Source organism: Pedobacter paludisoli, assembly GCF_052344095.1.
GTDB lineage: Bacteria > Bacteroidota > Bacteroidia > Sphingobacteriales > Sphingobacteriaceae > Pedobacter.
In genome coordinates this window covers 95,660-119,669 of record NZ_CP179926.1, presented here as the reverse complement: position 1 = coordinate 119,669, position 24,010 = coordinate 95,660, and the positions used below count along the sequence as shown (strand labels likewise).

21 protein-coding genes are annotated in these 24,010 nt (G+C 37.4%); 11 read left to right on the top strand and 10 right to left on the bottom strand.

Annotated features, from left to right (window positions below; translation table 11 throughout):
• Position 1: 1 nt before the first annotated feature.
• Positions 2-709, bottom strand: a complete 708-nt coding sequence (locus ACJVDK_RS00455) for an ATP-binding cassette domain-containing protein (protein WP_443938355.1) — start codon at positions 707-709, stop codon at positions 2-4.
• 124 nt (positions 710-833) lie between these two features.
• Positions 834-1,415, bottom strand: a complete 582-nt coding sequence (locus ACJVDK_RS00450) for a hypothetical protein (protein WP_443938354.1) — start codon at positions 1,413-1,415, stop codon at positions 834-836.
• 324 nt (positions 1,416-1,739) lie between these two features.
• Between ACJVDK_RS00450 and ACJVDK_RS00445 the strand changes: the two genes are divergently transcribed.
• A complete protein-coding gene (locus ACJVDK_RS00445) occupies positions 1,740-3,647 on the top strand; it encodes an ABC-F family ATP-binding cassette domain-containing protein (protein ID WP_443938353.1) in 1,908 nt (635 codons plus the stop codon).
• Positions 3,648-3,762: 115 nt separating this feature from the next.
• Positions 3,763-5,037 carry a type IX secretion system plug protein gene (locus tag ACJVDK_RS00440; RefSeq protein ID WP_443938352.1) on the top strand — a complete coding sequence of 425 codons (1,275 nt, stop codon included), beginning with the start codon at positions 3,763-3,765 and terminating at the stop codon, positions 5,035-5,037.
• 18 nt (positions 5,038-5,055) lie between these two features.
• On the opposite strand, the gene ACJVDK_RS00435 is transcribed toward ACJVDK_RS00440, so the two are convergent.
• Entirely contained in the window at positions 5,056-6,540 is a 1,485-nt protein-coding gene (locus ACJVDK_RS00435) for an alpha-amylase (protein WP_443938351.1), read from the bottom strand.
• A 155-nt stretch (positions 6,541-6,695) separates the two neighbouring features.
• Here ACJVDK_RS00435 and ACJVDK_RS00430 point away from each other — a divergent pair, with 155 nt between their 5' ends.
• On the top strand, positions 6,696-7,217 hold the full coding sequence (locus ACJVDK_RS00430; protein ID WP_443938350.1) for an acyl-CoA thioesterase: 522 nt from the start codon (positions 6,696-6,698) through the stop codon (positions 7,215-7,217).
• A gap of 69 nt (positions 7,218-7,286) precedes the next feature.
• A complete protein-coding gene (locus tag ACJVDK_RS00425) occupies positions 7,287-8,483 on the top strand; it encodes a sodium:proton antiporter (protein WP_443938349.1) in 1,197 nt (398 codons plus the stop codon).
• Between the two features lie 50 nt (positions 8,484-8,533).
• On the opposite strand, the gene ACJVDK_RS00420 is transcribed toward ACJVDK_RS00425, so the two are convergent.
• Positions 8,534-8,938, bottom strand: coding sequence for an EVE domain-containing protein (locus ACJVDK_RS00420; protein ID WP_443938348.1), 405 nt, complete (start codon positions 8,936-8,938; stop codon positions 8,534-8,536).
• 293 nt (positions 8,939-9,231) lie between these two features.
• Between ACJVDK_RS00420 and ACJVDK_RS00415 the strand changes: the two genes are divergently transcribed.
• Together ACJVDK_RS00415 and ACJVDK_RS00410 are read left to right on the top strand one after the other, a co-directional pair.
• Positions 9,232-9,873, top strand: a complete 642-nt coding sequence (locus tag ACJVDK_RS00415; protein ID WP_443938347.1) for an HdeD family acid-resistance protein — start codon at positions 9,232-9,234, stop codon at positions 9,871-9,873.
• Between the two features lie 738 nt (positions 9,874-10,611).
• The gene (locus ACJVDK_RS00410; protein WP_443938346.1) at positions 10,612-10,950 is read left to right on the top strand and encodes a hypothetical protein; all 339 of its coding nucleotides are present in this window, start codon (positions 10,612-10,614) and stop codon (positions 10,948-10,950) included.
• A gap of 51 nt (positions 10,951-11,001) precedes the next feature.
• Here the strand turns inward: ACJVDK_RS00410 and ACJVDK_RS00405 are convergent, their stop codons facing one another.
• The 3 genes from ACJVDK_RS00405 to holA form a co-directional block, all read right to left on the bottom strand.
• A complete protein-coding gene (locus tag ACJVDK_RS00405; protein ID WP_443938345.1) occupies positions 11,002-11,367 on the bottom strand; it encodes a VOC family protein in 366 nt (121 codons plus the stop codon).
• A 79-nt stretch (positions 11,368-11,446) separates the two neighbouring features.
• Positions 11,447-12,808 (bottom strand): glycoside hydrolase family 28 protein, encoded by a 1,362-nt coding sequence (locus ACJVDK_RS00400; RefSeq protein WP_443938344.1) that lies wholly within the window; start codon positions 12,806-12,808, stop codon positions 11,447-11,449.
• Positions 12,809-12,907: 99 nt separating this feature from the next.
• Positions 12,908-13,930: a DNA polymerase III subunit delta gene (gene holA, locus ACJVDK_RS00395; protein WP_443938343.1), complete on the bottom strand. Its 1,023-nt coding sequence runs from the start codon at positions 13,928-13,930 to the stop codon at positions 12,908-12,910.
• Between the two features lie 114 nt (positions 13,931-14,044).
• Here holA and ACJVDK_RS00390 point away from each other — a divergent pair, with 114 nt between their 5' ends.
• Positions 14,045-14,509 (top strand): type I restriction enzyme HsdR N-terminal domain-containing protein, encoded by a 465-nt coding sequence (locus ACJVDK_RS00390; RefSeq protein ID WP_443938342.1) that lies wholly within the window; start codon positions 14,045-14,047, stop codon positions 14,507-14,509.
• 194 nt (positions 14,510-14,703) lie between these two features.
• Here the strand turns inward: ACJVDK_RS00390 and ACJVDK_RS00385 are convergent, their stop codons facing one another.
• Positions 14,704-17,373 carry a valine--tRNA ligase gene (locus tag ACJVDK_RS00385; RefSeq protein ID WP_443938341.1) on the bottom strand — a complete coding sequence of 890 codons (2,670 nt, stop codon included), beginning with the start codon at positions 17,371-17,373 and terminating at the stop codon, positions 14,704-14,706.
• A gap of 255 nt (positions 17,374-17,628) precedes the next feature.
• Positions 17,629-18,261 (bottom strand): Uma2 family endonuclease, encoded by a 633-nt coding sequence (locus ACJVDK_RS00380; RefSeq protein ID WP_443938340.1) that lies wholly within the window; start codon positions 18,259-18,261, stop codon positions 17,629-17,631.
• A 353-nt stretch (positions 18,262-18,614) separates the two neighbouring features.
• On the opposite strand from ACJVDK_RS00380, the gene ACJVDK_RS00375 reads away from it, so the two are divergent.
• Both ACJVDK_RS00375 and ACJVDK_RS00370 read left to right on the top strand, forming a co-directional pair.
• On the top strand, positions 18,615-20,648 hold the full coding sequence (locus ACJVDK_RS00375; protein ID WP_443938339.1) for a M13 family metallopeptidase: 2,034 nt from the start codon (positions 18,615-18,617) through the stop codon (positions 20,646-20,648).
• Between the two features lie 107 nt (positions 20,649-20,755).
• The gene (locus tag ACJVDK_RS00370) at positions 20,756-21,535 is read left to right on the top strand and encodes a DUF2625 domain-containing protein (protein WP_443938338.1); all 780 of its coding nucleotides are present in this window, start codon (positions 20,756-20,758) and stop codon (positions 21,533-21,535) included.
• A gap of 53 nt (positions 21,536-21,588) precedes the next feature.
• Here ACJVDK_RS00370 and ACJVDK_RS00365 read toward each other — a convergent pair whose 3' ends face one another.
• Complete coding sequence (locus tag ACJVDK_RS00365; protein WP_443938337.1) at positions 21,589-21,930, bottom strand: MmcQ/YjbR family DNA-binding protein; 342 nt, start codon at positions 21,928-21,930, stop codon at positions 21,589-21,591.
• Positions 21,931-22,017: 87 nt separating this feature from the next.
• Here ACJVDK_RS00365 and mnmD point away from each other — a divergent pair, with 87 nt between their 5' ends.
• Together mnmD and ACJVDK_RS00355 are read left to right on the top strand one after the other, a co-directional pair.
• Positions 22,018-22,686: a tRNA (5-methylaminomethyl-2-thiouridine)(34)-methyltransferase MnmD gene (mnmD, locus tag ACJVDK_RS00360; protein ID WP_443938336.1), complete on the top strand. Its 669-nt coding sequence runs from the start codon at positions 22,018-22,020 to the stop codon at positions 22,684-22,686.
• A 229-nt stretch (positions 22,687-22,915) separates the two neighbouring features.
• The gene (locus ACJVDK_RS00355; RefSeq protein WP_443938335.1) at positions 22,916-24,001 is read left to right on the top strand and encodes an AI-2E family transporter; all 1,086 of its coding nucleotides are present in this window, start codon (positions 22,916-22,918) and stop codon (positions 23,999-24,001) included.
• Positions 24,002-24,010: the final 9 nt, after the last annotated feature.

The window sequence follows — 24,010 nt, the reverse complement described above, 5'->3', positions numbered from 1 at the left end:
ATTAAGCGGTTAATTTTCTAAAAATATCTTCAAGAGAAGCATTCTGATGTGCATTTTTTACCCCTTCCAGAGTATCTTGCACCACAATTTTCCCTTTATTAATGATGATAATATCGTCGCAAATGGCTTCCACTTCTTGCATGATGTGTGTCGAGATTACAACCGTTTTATCTTTACCTAAAGATTTTATCAACGCACGAATGTCTACCAATTGATTGGGGTCTAAGCCCGAAGTGGGTTCATCCAATATCAATACCTGAGGGTCGTGAATGATGGCTTGCGCTAAACCAACACGTTGACGATACCCTTTCGAGAGCATGCCTATTTTTTTATGTTGCTCCGGCGTTAAGCCAACCATTTTGATCACTTCGGCTATACGTTCTGGCAAATGCTGAATGGAGTACGCTTCTCCCACAAAAGACAAATACTCTTTTACATACATATCAGCATACAAAGGGGTGTTCTCTGGTAAATATCCGATGTGTTTTTTGGCTTCAATCGCTGCTATTTGGATATTATTCGTTCCAATTATGGCTTCGCCCGATGTAGGTTCCACATAACCTGTTAACATACGCATGGTGGTTGATTTGCCTGCGCCATTTGGCCCCAAAAAACCTAAAATACGTCCAGGTTTTGCGTTAAAGCTAATGGAATCAACTGCTTTCTGTGAAGAATAGTGTTTTGATAGATTTTTTACTGAAATGCTCACTGGTCAAATATGCAAAATATTTCAATCTATTTCATTCAATTCAAATTGATTTTGTTTTAACCACACAAAAACGGGGATATATCTCTCGACATACCCCCGTTTTCTTTAAAAAATGTAATAGAAATTAGTTTACATCTTTTGCCACTTTTTTCATGGTTGATTTACCTGGCAAATAAATTTGGAAACCAAATCCAAAAGAAAGATTATGCCCGTAAGCACTGTTTCCAAAACCTAACACACCGTTGTATTTTACTAAGGCTTCTAAACCTAAGCTCGGGGTTACGAAATAACTGAAACCAGGCCCAAAACTAAAGCCTAAACCATTGGTTGAGTCTCCATTTGAAACATTTAACCCAGAAATACCTGCGGTTGCCTCAGCAAAAAAGCGTGAGTTTTTTACCACATCTGTTGCGGCTTTTGTCCCGTAATATCTTCCTAATGCACTGATTCCGTAATTCACGGTAGTTCCCAAGTTTTTACCTGGTGTATATACCCCAAAGTCTACTTCTCCCCCAATTGCCACACCATCATTAATAAACCATGCGGCTTTTGGAGATAAATTAAATCTAAATGAGTTTGGACTATCCAAACCAAAGTTCATGCTTGAAATCTCCGTTCCGAACATGACGTTGCCTTTTTGAATTTGAGCGTTAGCAGATACTGCAAATGCTGCAGCTGCAAAGAGAGTAAAAATTAATTTTTTCATACTGTTTTTTTTAAGGTGATAGATAAATAATTTAAGTGTTTAATCATGATTATCAATATAGAACAACGAGAGTCCAAATTGACAAACATTGAAACTCCACATATATCGTGCCGAATAGTATTTACAGCTTTTAATGCAAATAAAAACAACATATTCTAAGGTTTGAGCAAAATAAATTGACCAAATTGCTCAACGATGTGTCTATTTATTTAAAACTCAAATCATTATAGAAATATATACAAACCCTCCCCTGTACACTAGCCATCCTTCTCCATTTGAATTTCCTAAAAAGAACACGTTAATTTTCGTACTTTTGCAGCCGAAATGATTTCAATAAATAACTTAACATTCCTAATAGGTTCAAGAGCCTTATACGATGATGCAAATTGGCATATTAAACCCGGCGATAGAGTTGGCTTAATTGGCGCAAACGGCACCGGAAAATCCACACTTTTAAAAATAATAGTAGGTGAATATGCGCCTACTTCTGGCACTATTTCCATGTCGAAAGACTTGAAAATTGGCTACTTAAACCAAGATTTACTTTCTTACGATTCTCATCATACTATTTTACACGTTGCAATGGAGGCTTTCGAACGCCAAAATCAATTGCACGACGAAATTGAAGAGCTACTAAAAAAGATAGAAACCGATTATAGCGAAGAAGTTTTAAATAAACTGAGCGATAAGCAACAGGAATTTGAAGCATTGGATGGCTACAACATCGAATACCGTGCAAATGAAATTTTAGCAGGTTTAGGTTTTAGCAGCGCCGATCAGTTACGCCCCTTAAACACCTTTTCTGGAGGATGGCGGATGCGTGTGATGCTGGCTAAAATATTATTGCAAAACCCGGATATCCTATTGCTCGATGAGCCTACCAACCACATGGACTTACCTTCTATCAAATGGTTAGAGAACTATTTAATGGGGTTTGAAGGTGCTATCGTAATTGTATCGCACGACCGTTATTTCTTAGACAAAATTGTAAACCGTACCGCAGAATCGCGCAAAGGTAAAATTACCGTATACGCCGGCAATTATAGTTTTTATTTAGAAGAGAAAGCCTTACGCAGTGAGATCCAAAAAGGCGAATTTAAAAACCAACAAGCCAAAATTAAGCAAGAAGAACGTTTAATTGAGCGTTTCAAAGCAAAAGCGAGTAAAGCTAAAATGGCACAATCGAGGATGAAAGCACTCGATAAATTGGAACGTGTAGAAGATGTAGACGACGAAAATCCAACCGTTAACTTTAGCTTTAAATTTTCTAAACAATCGGGGCGTCATGTCGTTCGTATAGAACATGCCAACAAAAGCTATCCCAATGTACATATTTTAAATGATGCAGAAGCCATCATCGAAAAAGGCGATAAAATAGCCCTTATTGGTGCCAATGGTAAAGGTAAATCTACCTTGCTACGCATGATCGCCGGAACAGAAAAGTTTGAAGGCTTTTGCGAAACCGGCCACAATGTAAGCACTACCTTTTTTGCGCAGCACCAATTAGAATCGTTGCACTTAGATAATGCTATTTTAGAAGAATTGCAGGCCTTTGCGCCAAAACATTCTGATACGGAATTACGCAGCATTTTAGGCTGTTTCTTATTTACAGGTGACGATGTGTTCAAAAAGATTAAAGTTTTATCCGGAGGAGAAAAATCGCGGGTTGCTTTAGCAAAATCACTCACCACTGACTCCAATTTCTTAATTCTGGATGAGCCAACCAACCATTTGGATATCCAATCGGTTAACATTTTAATTCAGGCATTGCAGCAATTTGAAGGTACTTTTATCGCAGTATCCCACGATCGTTATTTCCTGGATAATGTAGCCAACAAAATTTGGTTTATCGAAGAAGAGAAAATTAAAGCGTATCCCGGAACATATGCCGAGTACGAAGAATGGAATAGCAAACGGACCATCCCTGTTTCAAAACCTATTCCTGTTAAAATGCCTGAAAAGGAAAAAGTTGCAGTGAAACCAGCTAGTCCAAACGCGGCCAATCAACTAAAAAAATTAAACGAAGAGCTAAAAAAGGTAGAGTTATTAATTGCTGATTTAGAACAAAATGTAAAAAACATTGAAGTAGAATTAGCCGATGAAAACGTGTATAGCAAAGCTGATAAATTAGCGGAAGTAAATGGAAAATACACCCAAACAAAAACCGAACTCAGTACAGCTCAAAATCGATGGGAAGAATTGGCCACTCAAATTATGGAATTAGAGGGCTAATATCAAAGGAGAACTGAAAGTGGAAGACACAAATTCTACTTTCAGTTCCTTGTTCTATTCAAACAAGCTAAGCCCCACTATTTTTCAGTGCTCATAATTTTCAGTAGCTTTAGCCATGCAAAAAATACTGGCACTATTTCTTTTTTTCATCTCTAGTTACGCAATCGCCCAATCAAACACAACTTTTCAATATGAAAATAAAGTGTATCAACCGTACATTAAAACGGTACAGTGCTACAACAGCTTAAGCGAGCAATCTATTCCTATTATTCAGCTTAATTCAGCTGAAAGCTTAACATTTGCCTTTGACGATTTAGAATCTGGCACTAAGAATTATTGGTATTCAATTGAACATTGCACGTCTGATTGGCAACCGTCGCGCATTTCCACCTTAGATTACCTAGAAAGTTTTAACGACGATCGATTAATCAATTATCGTTATTCAGTTAATACCCTTCGAAAATATACCCATTACGAAATATCGCTACCGAACACGCAAATACGTCCGAAAATTAGTGGCAATTATTTATTAAAAGTGTATTTGGATGGCGATTTAAAAAAACCGGTTATTTCGCAACGTTTTTACATTTTAGATAATCAAATTGCCGTGGCAGCTACCATTGGTAATTCCATGCAAGTAGAAAGCCGAAACTACAAGCAAAAAATAAATTTTACCCTGAATTATGCAATGCAGATTTCGAACCCCTACCAGGACATCAAAACGGTCATCATGCAAAATTTTGATCCGAATACAGCTGTCACTACCAGCAAACCGGCCTTCATTCGTCAAAACCAACTCGTTTATAACGATTTAAGTACGAATGATTTTTGGGCAGGCAATGAATTTAGAAAATTTGATACGCGGAATTTGCGCTATAAAGCCGATCATGTTCAAGGAATTTTTAAAGATAATCAATCTGTAACCGTTCAATTGTTTGCCGATCAATCGCGCAACAGCAATACTTTCGTGAATAACTTTGATGAAAATGGCAACTATTACATTCAAAATACCGATCAACGGGATAGTAAAACGGAATCCGAATACATGAATGTGTTGTTTACCTTAAACGCTACTCCACCTAGCTCCAATGGGGATGCATATGTAGTGGGTCGCTTTAATAATTATGCGCTAAGCGATGAAAATAAACTCATCTATGATTCGAGCAAGAAACAATTTTACCAAAACATCCTACTCAAGCAAGGCCTATACGATTTTGAATATGCCTGGCTTGATAAAAACACCAAGCAAATTGAAACACGCTCTTTTGAGGGTTCATTTTTTCAAACCTTAAACACGTATCAAATTTTTGTGTATTACCGCAAACCGGGTTCCCGCTGGGATACCTTGGTTGGATTTAATGCCATAGGCGATACAGAAAGCAAAAAATAATAGCTAATCTATGCAAAATTAGGCTTCTTTAAGTATCCAAACGGATACACTTTTGGCGTTGCAGTAAAATTCAGCTTCACCATTTTCATTGAGTGTAATTTCGTCTTGACGATAGCCCATTGCATCTATAAACGTCCGGTTCGCAAAACGTTCGTCTATTTTCATACGCTTTCTTCCTTCATCTCCATTGCTTAATAGCACGGCTAATCCGCTGTTAGGGTGCTCGTCATCGCCCAAACGGGTCCAGCCAATACAATTCGGATGGTCCAGATAATCAATCTGCTCACCATAAGCCAAATGAGCACGCAGGTGGCAAAGGTTATCCAGTTCGGGCAATCCGATTAATTCTACCGTCACTTGATTTCCTCCTTCATCCTTATCTTCGTATTCCGCACCATATAAATCGGGGAAAAACAAGCAGGGAATACCTTGCAAACGCAACAAAATAATGGCATAAGCCAATGGTCTGAACCAAAATTCGATATAACTTTCTAATGCTTGCAGGGGTTGCGAATCATGATTATCTACAAATGTAACAGCTAAATCGGGATGCACTTTAACCAAGGTATTCTCAAAAAGTGCTTGCATATCAAATTCTTCGGTACTCGCCAAATAAAAATTATGATGCAATAGGGAATCAAACAATTGAGCATTTCCATTAGTGATAGCGATAAATGCTTCCTGACCTTTGGTATCTTTAATATCCCAATTTTCAGCAACCATAAAAAATTCGCGATTAAACTTGGAATTCAAATGATGAATCCATTCGGCCAAAAAATGGGGGTTGATGTGCTTAACCGCATCGAGCCTAAATCCATCCACACCCGCTTGCTCTATAATCCACTCGCCCCAATACTTCAATTCGTTCTTAACGGCTTCATTACGAAATTCAATGTCGTTAAACATTAAGTAATCGTAATTACCAAATTCTGTAGAAGTAACTTCTTCAAAGCCTTCGCCTGCTTCGTTTTGAATGGAGTAAATTGCCGTTTGTTTCAAGTCTTCCGCCCAATCTATCCCGCTAAAACATTCTTTATCCCAAATAAATTCCGAATACTTCCCTGCTCTACCGGGGAAGGTAAATTTTGTCCAAGCTTCTATTTCAAAAACATCACTGGTAAATTGATTTCTATCTTCCTCATTAACAGTTCTAACGGGTATTTTTTCCAATTCATCACCACCGGCTTTATGATTAAAAACCACATCAATTAAAACGGATATTTGCTGGTCATGCATCGCTGCAATTGCATTGAGGTACTCTTCCTTAGAGCCGTATTTTGTATTTACGGATCCTTTTTGATCAAACTCTCCTAAATCAAATAAATCGTACACATCATAGCCTACAGAATATCCGCCTGTGCTGGCTTTATACGGAGGAGGAAGCCAAACCGTTGTTACACCCAATTCTTTTAAATGCTCGGCCTCAGCTGCAACCTTCGTCCATAAATTTTGTGCTTCGTGATAATACCAATGAAAATACTGGATAAGTAATTGATTTTGCATGCAGTAGAGTTTAGCTTTTACAACACAGGAAGATACTAAAAGTTTCGGAAGCCCTAGCGAAACAATCGTCCATTTGTTAATAAAGTATCATGAATACTCATTTTTCGAAAATTATACGTATTTAATAAGCCATTTACGTACTTTTGCGGTCACTTATGAGCCAAAAGAAGAAATTTGCAAAAGAAAGTTTCACGATAATGAACGAATTGGTATTACCCAACGATACCAATATGTTAAACAATTTAATGGGCGGTCGTTTGCTCCACTGGATGGACATTGCGGCGGCTATTTCAGCACAAAAACATTGTAACCGCATTGTAGTAACCGCTTCTGTTGATAATGTTTCTTTCAAGCATCCAGTTAAATTGGGCGATGTAATTACCATTGAAGCAAAAGTTACCCGAGCATTCAACACCTCGGTTGAGGTACGTTTAGACGTGTGGTCGGAGAATATTCCAAGCGGTGCACGCCAAAAAAGTAACGAGGCTTATTATACTTTTGTAGCGGTTGATCAAAGTGCCCGCACCATTCCTGTTCCGGAATTAATTCCAGAAACACCAGAAGAAATTGAACTTTTTGAAGGCGCTTTACGTCGTCGTCAATTGCGTTTATTATTGGGTGGAAAAATACAACCAGAAGATGCCAGCGAACTGAAGGCTTTGTTTGTTAAACCCTAGTTTTCCTCGTTTTTTTTCTTGCTTCTTGAAGAGATAATGCTATTTTAGCGTATAGTTAAACTGTACTAAATGTCTACATATACCATTCTTATCATCTTAAGCGGACTTGTAATCTTTTCTTATTTGTTCGATTTAGTTGCCGGAAAAACAAAAATACCTTCTGTTTTATTGCTGCTGCTATTGGGTATTGGCTTACGTTTAATGGTTGATAATTTACATATTCAAACCTTTAACTTTCTGTCCATTTTACCTACACTAGGTACCGTTGGATTAATCTTGATTGTTTTTGAGGGATCACTTGAACTAAAATACGACAAGCGTAAAAACACCGTCATAAAGAGTGCTTTCTTTTCCGCTCTGACCATCTTATTGGCCACCATTACGATTATTACGCTGGTTATCTATCAAATTTCGCATCGCGATTTATACACCTGTATTGCCAACGCCATTCCTTTTAGTGTGATTAGTTCTGCAATTGCCATTCCATCCGCTTCAGCCCTAAATAAGCGCGATAAAGAATTTGTGGTGTACGAGTCTTCATTTTCTGATATTTTAGGCATTATTGCGTTCAACTTTGTGCTAAGCAACCCATCGGTATCTATTAGTTCTTTCGTAAGTTTAGGAATCAACACCTCGTTAATTTTCATCCTATCGGCTATTGCCTGTGTAGTACTTTTATACATTATGGGTCGTTTGGCGCATCACGTAAAATTTTTCTTAATTATTTCGATTTTAATTTTGGTGTATGCCGTAGGCCAATCGTATCACCTATCGTCTTTGGTTTTGATTTTAAGTACAGGCTTATTTCTAAACAATGCCGATACCATTCAAAATTTATGGTTTAGAGGATTCTTTTTGTATAAAAATTTAAGCGCAGATTTATCGCAATTGTATCAATTATCGGCAGAAAGTGCTTTCATTCTACGCACCTTCTTCTTTGTAATTTTTGGCTTTACGATGAGCATTCACGAATTAAACGATAAAATTATTCTAATTAATGGATTGATTATTCTGATAAGCATTTACTTGGTTCGCCTCTTCTTTTTAAAGGTATTTAAGAAAGGAAATATATCGCCAGTGGTATATGTTGCTCCGAGAGGACTGATTAGCATTTTACTCTATTTCAACCTGCCAGATGCCTTAAAAATGCCCGACATAGGCACACCGTTTTTATTTTTAGTGGTGCTTGGCTCGAGCATTATCATGACCCTTGGCTTAACATTAAGCGGAAACAAACCGGTGGCCGATGATGCGCATCCACATTAATTGTTTCTTTATAAACTAGCCGGAGACACTTACACAAAAAAAAGGCGCTTTTAAGCGCCCATTTCTAGTATTTTATCAAACTCTGCTGCTTTTAGCGGCATTACAGATAATCGTCCTTGACGAACCAATGAAATATCTTTTAAACTTTCTTCTTTCTTTATTTGATCTAAAGTAACCGGATTTTTAAGGCTTTGCACCGGAGCTAAATCAACCACCACCCAATTGGTGTCATCGGTGGTAGGATCTTGATAAAACTCACGTACCACTTTTGCAATTCCAACAACGTTTTTGCCTTCGTTACTGTGATAAAAAAGCACTAAGTCGCCTTCCTTCATCTCTTTAAGATTGTTGCGCGCCTGATAATTCCGTACTCCATCCCAAAAAGTACGTCCATCTTCGTTAAATTTTTCCCAGCTATATTTAAAAGGCTCACTTTTTACTAACCAATGATTCATTGTTCTTTCTTCGTTTTTATTTTCAAAACTAATAAAACAGAACGATAAACCCGAGACATTCCTTACTGAAGTGTATTTCTTCTAATCCTTCAAACCAAATTCAACTTCTAAGTAAAAAATCAGCAAGTATAATACAAATTAAACAGACTAAATTAATAATTAAAAACCTACAAAAAACCAAATGATATTCACGCACAAATAGTACATTTACAGTATAAGAATCTAAAAAATTGCCTGCATAAAACGCTGGTTCAAAGCAAGATATTAATCATAAACACCTTAAAATAAATACTATGAATAACAATTTCTTTAAAACCATCAAAACCACTGTACAACACTGGTATCTTCTTTTAATTGTAGGATTAATTTTTACTTGTACTGGAATTTACACTTTTTATACGCCAATAGAGTCATACGTTACTTTATCGATGCTATTTAGTATTACCTTTCTTGCTTCCGGAATTTCGGAGATTATTTTTTCAATTTCGAATCGAAATGAACTTGATAACTGGGGCTGGACGCTCATTTTTGGCCTCTTCACAACGCTATTAGGGGTTCTTTTACTTATTAACCCAGCAATTTCAATCACTACTTTACCTTTTTATGTAGGTTTTTTAATCCTCTTTAGATCGGCAGGCGGAATAAGCTATGCCCTTGAATTAAAAAATTACGGGATTAAAGATTGGGGCAATTTGATGGCTATCTGTATTCTAGGCGTATTATTCTCATTTTTACTACTTTGGAATCCATTATTCGCAGGTTTAACATTGGTGTATTGGACTGCTTTGGCGTTCGTATGCGCAGGGATATTTTGTATTTATTTATCTTTTAAACTAAAAAGCCTAAAAAACATGCCTACTAAAATTTCTAAAAATCTAATAGAAAAATACACAGCTATTAAGGAGGAGATTCAAGCGGAATTAAACCAAAAATAAGCAAATCCAGAAAGATCATCATCGTGCAGCCCAAAAAGTTAGAAACTTACTGGGCTGCACTTCCATTTGTAAACCCATTCTTAAACGTATTTAACTATCTATTCATCATAATCACAAATTCCCTACTTAATCGTGCAGAATCGACTGAATAATAAAGGTTACGGACTGCTTGGTTTTGAGCGTGAATCACGCAAATACTGCCTCAACATGAGCTGCAGTAAAATCTATCAGATTTGTAGTAATCTTGCGTGAAAATCACCCGCTGACAAAAATCAACTAAAGCACTCATTAACAGTATCTTAAGTATTAAAACCACCAAAAAGACATGTTGTAAAAAAAATTAGATAAAAAAAATTGAAAAATATTTTGGATTTACCTTTTAGATTTCTATTTTAGGATAACAAACACGGCCAAACAACCTTTAAATCAAACTAAAATAACTTACAAACGTATAATTTAAACGACAACAAAAACAAAGACTAATATAAAATTTGGTTAACGCACTCACACTAACCAAGTATAAACGAAAACACAGCAGTCCTCTATTAAACAGGCCTTACCAAAGACCCTTCATATTTTTGTATTACAAAGACATCATTCTTTTTGAATGAGTTTGACTTTTGTATCGTCCAAAAAACTGAATCAGAGAATTATTAGCTGATTAATTAATGCACATGCCAAGCCCCTAAATTAACCTCAAATAACTAAAAAATCAGTAAATTTTTATCGTCCCGCATTATGAATACCTCAACTTCTCAACTAACGCTTAACGAAAGTTACGACTACGCGGCCAACCTATTGGTTATGGAAAAATATTCTCCAAGCAGAGCCATTGCCGCGCTCATTAATCAAGGTATTAACCAATCAGATGCTGATGAAGTGGTCAGCAATGTGGAACTACAAATTAAGCAGGCTTCCCAAACAAAGGCTAAAAAAGATGTTTTTTACGGCGGTTTATTCCTAATTGCAGGTGCTGCAGCTACCTTAGCAGATATCGGTTTCTTCTTTTGGGGTGCAATTTTATACGGCGGCTATCAATTTATAACAGGAATAGTCGATTCGCACAAAACAAAATAATATACATAAAATCCTAAGTAATTGAAATACAAAATTACTTAGGATTTTTTTTTAGGCTTTTAATACGAAATCAGGATTTTCAATAATGCCGATTACATTGTTAAAAGGGTCCCAAATGCTGCCTAACCAAATATTTCCACCTACATTGGTAGGTTCTTGATGCACTTCTACCTCCAATTCGGCAAAACGTGCAAAAGCCTCTTGAATGTTATCTACTCCCCAATAGGTAATGGCTTTGTGTCCGTCGCTATAAACGGAGTCATCTGGATCTAAACCCAACTCAAAACCACCCACATTATAGCCAACATAAAACTCCTCATCAAAATACGGTTCTATTTCAAAAACCTTACTATACCATTCTTTCGCAAGCGTTAAATCGCCCACATAATAAACGATTGTTCTTAATCCTTTAAGCATAAAAAATTCGACTAATAGTTGATTGATTTTGGAGGTTAAATTAACCAATTACAAGCAATTACACAATATTCTATCAAGATTAATTACCTGTAAAAGCCACCACATTTTCGGTCACATATGGATTCCCCAATACTTTGGTAGCCTTCACCTGCGATAGCGAAATACGTTGAACCGGGAGTCGCTTATCTCCTAAAACCCTACTGATAAACTTTACCTCGCCCGCTTGTATATTTTTCAAATGAACATCGCTAATGGGTGTTAATTTGAGTAAGGTAGTTGGTACCAAATTTCGCCATTGATATAAAACATCTGTTTCAATCCCTAGAATACCTTCTTCAACTTTACCTCCTGTTAAATTCTCCGCGTACACATTTTTCACATAGCCGCCCATGCGTTCATTTGTTTTGACGAAAATAAAATGATTCAGCTTGGCACCTTCTTTCACGCGACAATCGTGTACCCAAACATTTTCTATTCCTCCCGAAAGTTCAGAACCTATAGCCACTAACTGATGTCCATTCTTGACGAGGCAATTTTGTATGATTATATTCTTGGAAGGTGTTTTTAACCGCCAACCTTCAGGATTTCGTCCCGATTTTATGGCAATAGCGTCATCACCTTGATCAAAAATACAATTTTCAATTAACACTTGTTGACTCATTTCTGGATCTACACCATCGTTGTTATGACCGTGTGCAAATACTTTTATATTCCGTATGGTTATGTTCTTTGAAAGATAGGGATGGATGGTCCAAAAAGGACTATTGGTGATGGTAACGCCTTCCAACAAAACGTTTTCACACCGATTAAACTGTATAAATTGGGGTCGCAAATGGGCCGTATCATTAACCATTTGACGCTTTTCAACCGGCACATAATCCATTGCCATTAAATACAAGCGCTTGATGCTTTCCATATGCCCTTTTGGCCGGGTAAACCACGTTTTCCAAACATCCATTTTTGCTTTCAATTCGCCTTCGCCGCTGATGGCCACATTCTTACACTTGTACGCATACACTAGCGGCGAATAGTTGAAGCACTCCATACCTTCCCAAGTAGTGTGAACAGCTGGTAAATAATCATTCGGATTCTCGGAAAATAGCAACACCGCTCCTTTTTCTAAATGCAGATTAACGTTGCTTTTAAGGTGTATTTTACCCGTTAGCCATTCTCCTGCTGGGATAAAAACAATCCCACCGCCCTTTGCATTGGCTTTATCAATTGCACTGGCTATGGCCTGCATATTTTTTTCTTTGTCTCCTTTTTTTGCACCAAAATCGAGGATAGAAAAAATGGGTACCCCTTTAAAAAGCGGTACTTTTACGGCCGGCATTTTAAAGGGAGCTTTTAGCTGAACACTATCGGACGGTACATTTTTGATGGCATAGGCAGCAACAATCCAAACAGAGAGGACTGCTAAGAGTAGTATTTTTTTGATCATTTGATTAGAAATTATCACTAAACAAAACAGCTCAGTGGCTGTACCAAATGTATCGAATCAATTAAAAAAAGGTGTTATGCACTATCCTGTTTGCGAATCTTAATGAATAATCTTAAAAACCAATTCTTTGTACAACTCGCCATCGTCTACATTTCCGGTGCTATCTAAGCCCTTACTTTTTAAATCGTATTCACGGAGTAGGCTGATTACTTGAAACACTTTTCCGGTATTGAAATTTCTTGCTGCCAATTCATAGTCCTTCACAAAAAATGGCGGGATTCCCAAAGCGGATGCCGCATCGGCTTTATTTTGCAGATAGTGGTAGCGCAAAAGCTTGGTGAAATATCCACCCAAATTGGCTAATACCATCACCATCGGATTAGCTTTCGGATTACTAGCAAAATAATTGATAATTTTATTGCACTTTAAAACATCGCGAACCGCAATCGCCTTTTGCAATTCAAATACATTGTATTCTTTACTAATCCCAATATTTTTTTGTACTAAATCTGTACTAATTACAACGTCTTTGGGCACATTCAGCATCAACTTCTCAATTTCATTAGCGATTTTTGAGAGGTCTGTACCCAAATATTCGGCCATCAAGGCCGATGCCTGTTGATCAATTTTATATCCTTTTTCCTTAATAAACTCTTCGATCCAGGGCACCAATTTATAATCCCTTACCAAGTCTGATTGAAAAATCAACCCGCTTTTGCTAATGGCCTTGTAGATTTTCTTGCGTTTATCAAAATTAGCGTATTTATAGGCCAGCACTAAAATGGTGCTAGGCAAAGGTTTTTCAAAATAACTTTGCACAAACTCTGCCTCTTTGCTATTTCCCTCTTCTTTGGCCCACTTTAAATCTTGGGCTTCTTTAACAATCACCACCTGCACGTCCGACATCATCGGGTACCTTTTTGCCGCACCTAAAACCGTCGCCATATCGGTGTCTTTTCCATAAAGAACCGTTTGATTAAATCCCTTTTCAGCATCGCTGAGTACTTTTTCTTCAATATAATCGGTGATTTGATCGATGTAAAAAGCTTCTTCCCCATGCAATAAATACACGGGTTTAAATTTTCGGGCTTTGATATCTTTAATTATTTCGGCTGCAGTCATGAAGGGTAAAATTACAATTTAAATTAGATTAGGCCGAAGCTAAATTGATAAAATGAACCGAGAAATAGTACCTTTGAAAACTAAAAAACAGGAATAACACGTTCAACTCATCTAATGTTTAATCCAACCCCTTTAAATCTTCCGCCATACCCTTTTAAACTCACTCAAAAAGAGGAAGTTTACTTTATTTTTGATGAAATTAGAAAAAAGCATTTGGTATTAACCCCAGAAGAATGGGTTCGTCAACATTTTATCCAATACTTAGTTACAGAGAAAAAATTCCCGAAAACCCTTATTCAATTAGAAGGCGGCCTTAAATTAAATGAACTTCAAAAGCGAAGCGATATTTTAGTGTACAATACCGCAGCTGAAAAATTGGTTTTAATTGAATGTAAAGCGCCGAAAGTAAAAATAAATCAAACAGTTTTTGACCAAGCATTGCGTTATAATTCTATCCATCAAGCTCCTTGGATAGTGCTTACCAATGGTGTGCAACATGTTTATGCAAAAATAGATTGTAACAACGGGCGTTTTCAGTTTGTAGAGGAACTACCGGAATACGTTTTTTTGATTCCTTAACGGATGTACGTTGTTCTTGCGAATTTTTGACTTCTTGCTTTTCAACTTAAACCCGATAGCAGCGAACACGCAGCGCAGCAAGTAAAGCAGATAGCGGGAGCTCAGGAAGTTCTCTTGTACGGATCTTGCTTTTCAAAAAAAAGGTTCTGCAAAATTTAATCTGCAAAACCTTTTCAATTCATTATGGAATTTTGTTAACCGTTTAAGGCAACCAAACTTTCTTCGATAATTTTAATTTTAGCTTCAGCATCTGCTTTTTTATTACGTTCGTTTGCAATAATCTCGGGTTTGGCATTTTGCACAAAACGCTCGTTGCTTAATTTGGCATCAACCGATTTTAAGAAACCTTGTAAGTATGCTAAATCGGATTTTAATCGTTCGCGTTCGGCATCCACATCAATATTTTCTGAAAGCGGAATAAAGAATTCATCTTTACCGGCCATGAAGGCGGTTGCTCCGGCTACTTTATCATTCACAATTTCTGCTTCCGAAACATTCGCAAGCTTATACACCACGTTAAGCCACTTCGTGTAATCGATATCCGAATTTACTTTAATGCTCAATGGAAGCGCCTCTTTTGGCGAAATTTGCTTTTGATTACGTACATTTCTTATTTCAGCAATCAAGGTTTTAATGACCTCAACATCCTTTAATAATTGCTCATCAATGCTGCCTACTTTTGGAAACTCAGCCACAATACAGCAATCCATTTCATCGCGGGTCCCGAACAAGTCGTCGTGCCATAACTCTTCGGTAATGAACGGCATATTCGGGTGAAGCAATTTGATGATTTGTTCAAAAAACTTAACTGTGGCACGGAAACTTTCTCCATCAATCGGCTGTTGATACGCCGGTTTAACCATTTCTAAATACCAAGCACAGAAATCGTCCCACACCAATTTATACGTGGTGGTTAGCGCTTCCGATAAACGGTATTGTTTAAAGTTATCTTCAATTTCTACTAATGCTTCGTTGAAACGGCTTTGAAACCATAAAATGGATTGTTTATTCGGGTTTTCTAAGGTATCATCAACTTCCCATCCTTTTACCAAACGGAAGGCATTCCAAATTTTAGAAGCGAAATTACGTCCTTGTTCGCAATAGCTTTCGTCGAACATTAAATCGTTTCCTGCCGGCGATGACATCAGCATACCTACACGTACTGCATCTGCTCCATACTTTTCGATTAAACCAATCGGATCAGGCGAATTGCCCAATGATTTAGACATTTTTCTACCCAATTTATCGCGCACGATACCGGTTAAATACACGTTGGTAAATGGTTTTTTGCCCATAAACTCGCGTCCAGCCATAATCATACGGGCTACCCAGAAAAATAAAATTTCAGGTGCGGTTACCAAATCGTTTGTTGGGTAATAATAGTTTATGTCTTTATTATCGGGATTTTTAAATCCATCGAAAACTGAAATTGGCCATAACCACGACGAGAACCAGGTGTCCATTACATCTTCGTCTTGACGTAAAAACGGTGCTAGCTGTTGTTTAAATCCAACTTTATCGCTTTCCGAACACGTTTCATCTAAATGTTTCTTTTTCCAGAATTCTTCTAAAGCTTCGTCTTTTGTTTTAGCTACTACCCAATTTCCTTTATCGTCGTACCAAGCCGGGATACGTTGTCCCCACCATAGCTGACGCGAAATATTCCAATCGCGTACATTTTCCATCCAGTGGCGATAAGTATTTTCGAATTTATTTGGAATTAGGTTTACCTCTCCGTTTAACACATCGTCTAAAGCGGGTTGTGCCAATTCTTTCATTTTCACGAACCACTGCATCGAAAGTTTAGGCTCGATAACGGCATCGGTACGTTCTGAAAAACCTACTTGTGATTTATAGTCTTCAACTTTTTCTAAATGTCCAGCTTCTTCGAGCATTTTAGCAATCTTTTTGCGGGCAACAAATCGATCTTCGCCTACTAAAATTACAGCCAATTCGTTCAAGGTACCGTCATCGTTTAAAATATCGGTAACCGGTAAATTGTGTTTAACGCCTAGTTCGTAATCGTTTAAATCGTGCGCTGGTGTAACTTTTAAGCAACCGGTACCAAATTCTACATCTACGTATTCATCCAGAATAACAGGAATTTCATGATTTACTAAGGGTACAAAAACTTTTTTGCCTTTTAAATGCGTAAAGCGTTCATCGTTCGGATTGATACAAATGGCGGCATCGGCCATAATCGTTTCCGGACGTGTGGTTGCAATGGTTAAAAATTCATCAGTTGTACCCGAAATTAAATATTTGATGTAATATAATTTTTGGTTGACTTCTTTGCGGATAACTTCTTCGTCTGATACCGCTGTTTTTCCTTTCGGATCCCAGTTAACCATACGGATACCGCGATAAATCAATCCTTTTTTATGTAAGTGAATGAACGAGTCGATTACCGCTTCCGATAAATCATCCTCCATGGTAAAGCGTGTACGATCCCAATCGCAGCTAGCACCTAATTTTTTTAATTGCTCTAGAATAATACCGCCGTATTTTTCCTTCCATTCCCAGGCATGTTTTAAAAAGTCTTCGCGTGAAAGATCTTTTTTATCAATCCCTTGTTCTTTCAACATGGCTACAACTTTTGCTTCGGTAGCAATTGAAGCATGATCGGTACCCGGAACCCAACAGGCATTTTTTCCTTGCATGCGCGCCTTACGGATAAGCACATCCTGAATCGTATTATTAAGCATGTGCCCCATGTGCAACACACCGGTAACATTTGGTGGCGGGATGACTATCGTATATGGCTCACGCTCATCGGGTTCTGAATGAAAAAACTTCTTTGATAGCCAGTAGCTATACCATTTATCTTCTGTTTCTGATGGATTGTACTTGGTGGAAATGCTCATGAAAATTTTATAAAAGCACAAAAATAGCTTTTTATGCTGAAAGCTTAAAAAGAATACAGATAAAAGAGCAAAGAATTAAAATCTGCTGTTCGCTCTTCCATAATGCATTCATCTAATTGTCTTTTATATGAATTAAATTGTTCCTAGCTTAATTGACAAAAAATTAAAACGACATGCGTCCTTACTCTACGGCAATGCATAATTACATTTTTTCCATCTTTTTGAGAAAGCTAAAAGTTAAAATAGGTTTCTGGATTATAGGGCATCCTCAAATACATCATCTAAAACTAACTCAAAACCAGGTAAAACGGATGAGCAAATGGTTTCGCTTAGGGTAAATAACTTTGATGGATAGTATTTCCCATCATTAAGGGTATAGATTAACACTGTTTTATCGCTTTGGCTTACCACCCAATATTCTTTTACGCCAAACTCTTGATAAATGGCGTATTTCTGTAAGAGCTCTTTTTTATTGTTGCCGGGGGATAAAATTTCTATAACCAAATCAGGGGCGCCAACACAGCCCTTATCATCGAGCTTACTTTTATCGCAAACCACACAAATATCGGGTTGCAAAACAGTATAAACATCCTTATCGGCTTTGCTTTCTTTCGGAAAACGAACATCAAAAGGAGCCGCATATACATCACAACTGTTCCCCTTTAAGAAATTGACAATAGGGTTTAAAATATTTATTGAAATTTTTTGATGAATGCGGGATGGTGCTGGGCTCATTTCAAAAACTTGCCCTTTTATCAATTCAACTCGTTCATCAAAAAGCCATGTTAAATAACTAGCATAGCTATATGTTTGTGTTAAATCAATGTCAGACAGCTTCAATACAGGACTGTTTTCTTCGTCTAAACTTTTATATGGTTTCACTTCCATCATCAATCAAATATACTAAAAAAAATAGCAATTAAGTTTTTCGTAGCAAAAAAAACGAATAAAATGCTATAAGCAAAAAGTATACTTGAGGTTCAGCTCCTAGCGCTATAAAAAATTAATCTAAATAAGAAAAAAAATGAATTTCGCACAATAATTTGTGTTAAAAAATGTTAATAACATATTAAAACTGCAACCATGAAATCGATAAAAGAGATTTTCTCGCCTTCTGACTTTATTAGACGCCTCGGCTTAGCCAAAATTTATTACTGGTTCTATAAGTAATATTTCTATTATATTGTGCAAATATTAAGCTGTATTTCCTAATTTTCGCTATTAGCTAACTTACTAAGCGAATGAAATACGAAAACATGAAAAAATACTTTGCGGCTTTGGGCATTCTAGCCGCAAGTTTTACAGCAAATGCTCAAACACAAAAGTATCTTGATCCGGCAAACATGAACACTTCTGTTAAGCCCGGAGACGATTTCTACCAATACGCCAGCGGAAATTGGGTAAAGAAAAACCCAGTACCGGCCAAAGAAACACGTTGGGGAACCTTTAATCAACTACGCGATTTTAACATCAACGCAGTTAAAACGTTGGTAGAAGAAGCTGCCGCTGATAAATCTGCCCCTGCAGGTTCGGTAAAACGTAGAGTCGGCGACTTTTACACCGCCGCAATGGATAGTATAACCATAGAAAAATTAGGTTATACACCTATTAAACCTGAATTAGATAAAATTAAAAAGCTAACAAACCTCAACGATATTTTAAACGAGGTTGCGTACTTGCGTACAAATGGTTTGGGTGGCGCCATGTTTGGCTTGTCTGTGGGCCCTGATCGTAAAAACGTGAACAAAAACATGGTAAACATTGGTCAAGGGGGCACTACGCTTCCCGATCGTGATTACTACTTAAAAGACGATACGCGCAGCAAACAAATCCGTGAGGGCTATAACACGTACTTAGTAACGCTATTTAAATTGGTGGGATACACTGCCGAAGAAGCTCAAATTAAAGCAACCGCTGTTCTAAAACTGGAAACAAAATTTGCAGCGGCGCAAATGAGTCGCTTAGAGATGCGCGATCCCTATGCAACCTACAACAAACTTACCTTAGCCGAATTAAACAAAACAACCTCAGAAATTAACTGGAAAGATTACTTAGGCAAATTTAAAATTAAGCCACAAGACACCTTTATGGTTTCTTCGCCTAAATTTTTGAGCCAGTTAAACGGTTTATTAAAATCGACTTCGGTAGAAGATTGGAAAACCTATTTAGAGTGGAATGTTTTAAAAAGCGCCGCTTCTGATTTAAGCTCTCCTTTTGTGAAGGCAAACTTTGCATTTAACCAGGTTCAAACCGGACAAAAAGTAGAAACTCCACGCTGGCAACGGATGTCGTTATTAACCGATAGAACCGTTGGCGAGCTTTTAGGGCAATTGTATGTGGCAAAATATTTCAAACCAGAGGCAAAAGCCCGCATGGATGAAATGATTTCCAATTTACGCAAAGCATTCGAAATTAGAATTAAAGGATTAGAGTGGATGAGCGATGAAACCAAGAAAAAAGCCTTAGAAAAATTACATGCTTTTACACCAAAAGTAGGTTACCCTGATAAATGGAAAAATTACGATGGTTTAAAAATTACCCCAACTACTTATTTCCAAAATTTACAAAATGCGAGTATTTGGTCATACAATGACATGATTAGCAATTTGGATAAACCATTGGATCGGAAACGTTTTGGCATGACCCCGCCTACTGTAAATGCCTATTACAACCCAACCTTAAATGAAATTGTATTTCCTGCTGGGATTTTACAATTCCCATTCTTCGATCCAAATGCAGATGATGCGGTAAATTATGGCGGTATTGGCGCCGTTATTGGTCACGAAATGAGTCATGGATTTGATGATAGTGGAAGTCAGTATGATGCTTCTGGAACACTCAAAAATTGGTGGACGGATGCAGACCGCAAGAAATTTGAAGAAAAAACCGCTGCTTTAGGTAAGCAATTTGATGGCTACACAGTTTTAGATACCGTTCATGTAATTGGTAAATTAACCATGGGCGAAAACATTGGCGATTTAGGGGGATTAAATGCCGCATATACCGCTTTCAAAATGACGAAGCAAGGAAAAGGAAACGAAAAAATTGATGGTTTTACCCCAGATCAACGCTTTTTCTTATCCTGGGCACAAGTGTGGAGAGGAAATATTTTGCCAGAATCGGCAGCTCAATTAATTAAGACAGATCCGCACTCTCCAGGTCCATACCGTACCATCGGTGCTCCTGTAAACATGGATGCTTGGTACGAAGCCTTTGATGTTAAACCTGGTGATAAATTATACAAAAAACCAGAAGATAGAATAAGAATGTGGTAACACATCAAAAATATCATCCTTTGAGGAAACTCAAACCTATACGAAGCGCCCCAAAAGTTGGGGCGTTTTTTTTATATCAGGTTTTTCATTCTATATTTGAATCATCTATGAAAAAAATTATCAATTGCCTGCTACTAGCACTTTCTGTTTATACGCTAAATGCCAGCGCCCAAAACACCTTAAAACCAGTTGAAGAATTAATTAATAAAACAGATCCGGCATGGCCTTTGATTCAAAAATGGATTGATTCTGCTAAAAATAAAGTAGAAATTTTACCAGTTGATTCTGCCAAAGCAAAAGAAGCGCTATATCAATCGCAACTAAACACCTATTCCACACTCGGTTCTGTTATTTACAATACAGGCGGTATTTTAGTCGATAATGGTTGGATTCGTATTTTAGGTTCTGGTAGTGAACGCTTAAATCGCTCCGTACCCGAATGGAACAAAGGAAGAACCTTTGCCAATTACGGCGACACCAACATCCCCTATTTATTAATTGCAGACGATGCGGTGGGTGGTTTTTTTGCGATTAATTTTGGAGGATTGGGCACAGACATCAAAAACATTTATTATCTGGAACCCAACACCTTAAACTGGCAACCGCTTGGCGCTGGTTACGGAGAATTTATGATTTTTTGTTTCGATAGTGATTTATCCAAATTCTACAATGGCTTACGGTGGTCAACCTGGGATAAGTACATCGCAAAGCTAGACGGTAATCAGGTGTACAACTTTTATCCACCGTTGTGGTCAGAGGAAGGAAAGGACATTAATAAAACGTCTAAAAAATTGGTTACCATACAAGAGCAATTCATTTTCAATTTAGATATGCAAAAAGAATTGCAGCAAAAGAAATCCGAAAAAGCGCCAGAAACTAAACAATAATTGGCAAAATGTGCTACAAACATCGCGTATTACAGGATGTTTGTAGCACACGCTTATGAAGCGTATTTAGCTTGTACTTTTTTCGGCAATTTTGCCAACACTAAGGCTCTTGATTCAGCAACACGCGCCTTCAATTCTACCTCATTAAAAACATCCAAGCTTTCGCAACCAATCCATTGGCGTTTAGCAAGATGATATGCTTGCTTAATTCCTGGTCGAGCCACTAATTCATCAAATTCTTCTGGATTACATTTAATTGCAAAACTCGGCCCTTCTTCTAAAGCAATAATGATATAAATTTTCTCTTCTATCATAAAACATAGGTGCTCCCATTTCATCCCCTCAGTAGTGCCGGGCAAACTTAAGCAGTATTCTCTAAAACGCTCGATATCCATAAAACAAAGGCTTATACGTTAATAATGTTTGCACAAAGCTAACATATAAACCCAAAAACTTAAAAATGAAATCTCTACTTTTACAAGATGAACATATTGACTCCTACAGCCGACGGTTCCAACACACTCTATAACGAAACCATTGGCGAGCACTACCATAGTAAACACGGCGCATTACAAGAAAGCAAACATGTTTTTATACAAGCAGGTTTAGCCTTTGCAAGCAAAGAAAAGGAAGAAATAGCAATCTTGGAAGTCGGTTTTGGCACCGGTTTAAATTTTATTCTCAGTCTCGATTATTGCGTACAAAACAACCTTCAGCTTCAGTATACGAGTATTGAAGCTTTTCCGCTTTCCTTCGATATTATTGAACAAACAGGTTATGCAGCCTATGTTCCTACAGAAATTTGGCAAAACTATCGCGCAGCGTACGATGCAGCTTTAAAAGGTCCTGAAAAAATAGGCTCCAATGCCCAGCTCGAAATTCCACATACCACTTTAGCAGAGTATAACACCAATCAAAAATTTGACCTGTTATATTACGATGCCTTCTCGGTACAACATCAACCCGAAATGTGGAGCGACGAAATCATTGCCCATGCCTGTAGCTTCTTAAAACCTGGGGGCATTTTCGTTACCTATGCCATTACAGGAAAATTGAAACGAGCGGTACAAGCCAATGGCTTCAGCATACAAAAACTACCCGGAGCACCTGGAAAAAGAGAAATGTTGCGTGCGATCAAAAACCTGATTTAAGATCAAAATATGTTCAATTAAAAAAGGAGAAAAGCAAAAGCAGTAATACTTCGCTTACAAAAGTCCCGCCCCCGCTTCTGCCAGCCTAAAAAAGGCTGGGCATCCCGCTACGGTCGGGTTTAGAAACAAAAAACTCTGCTAATCAAGCACAAAACCCCGCAAATTGTAAAAATAATCTATTATCTTTAAGTCTATCTATTAAAATTAACCATTCATCTGCCTATAAAACATGATTATAAAAGACCAAAAATTAGCCTTCTTACCCAAGCTTGCATTAGTTTTATTCTGTTTAATCAGCTTAACCTACATCGCCATTTTAGGACAAACGCTACTTGCTCCACTTCTTTTTTCCTTTTTAATGGCTATTTTACTTTATCCATTAGCCAATTTTTTAGAAAAAAAATTCAAGTTTAAAAGGAGTTTATCCACCACCACCTCCGTCGTATTAATGGTCGTGGTAATCGGTAGCATTTTATATTTTTTCAGTAATCAATTAAGCGCTTTATGGGCCGAATGGCCGCAATTAAAAGCAAAAGGCGACCAATCTTACCACGAACTTAAAAACTGGCTCTCCCACTCATTAGGCATTAACGACGAGAAACAAATGACCTACATTAACGATAGCGCCGAAAAAGCCTTGGCCACCAGCGCAATAATTATAACCGCTACCTTAGCTACACTGTCGTCGATGTTATTATTTTTAGCTTTCACCTTGCTCTTTACCTTTTTCATGCTCAATTACCGCCGGGTTTTAGTTACCTTTTTAATCACGGTCATTAAAGAGGAGCATAAAGAAAAAGTCAACGATATTGTGTTGCAAATTCAATTCATTATCAAAAAATACATCATCGGATTATTTTTGCAAATGGTAATTGTAGCAAGTATCACCATTATTATTTTAACCTGTTTAGGTATAAAATATTCGGTTTTATTGGGCTTAATTGCAGGAATTTTCAACGTCATTCCCTACTTGGGAATACTTTTCGCTTTAGTTGTAAGCTGTCTCATTACCTTGGCAACTGCCGGCCTCTCAAAAGTGTTGTTCGTACTCATCGCTTTTATCTTTATTCATACCATCGATGGAAATATTTTAATGCCCTTGGTTGTAGGTTCAAAAGTAAAAATCAATGCTTTAATTGCTTTCGTAGGCATTGTAATCGGCGAAATGGTATGGGGCATTTCTGGAATGTTTTTATGCATCCCGTATTTGGCTATGCTTAAAATTATTTTTGATAGAACAGACCACTTAAAACCCTGGGGCTTACTCATGGGCGAGGATCATTCAGCAGAAATAAAACCCGAAAAAACGGAATAAATCATTCGA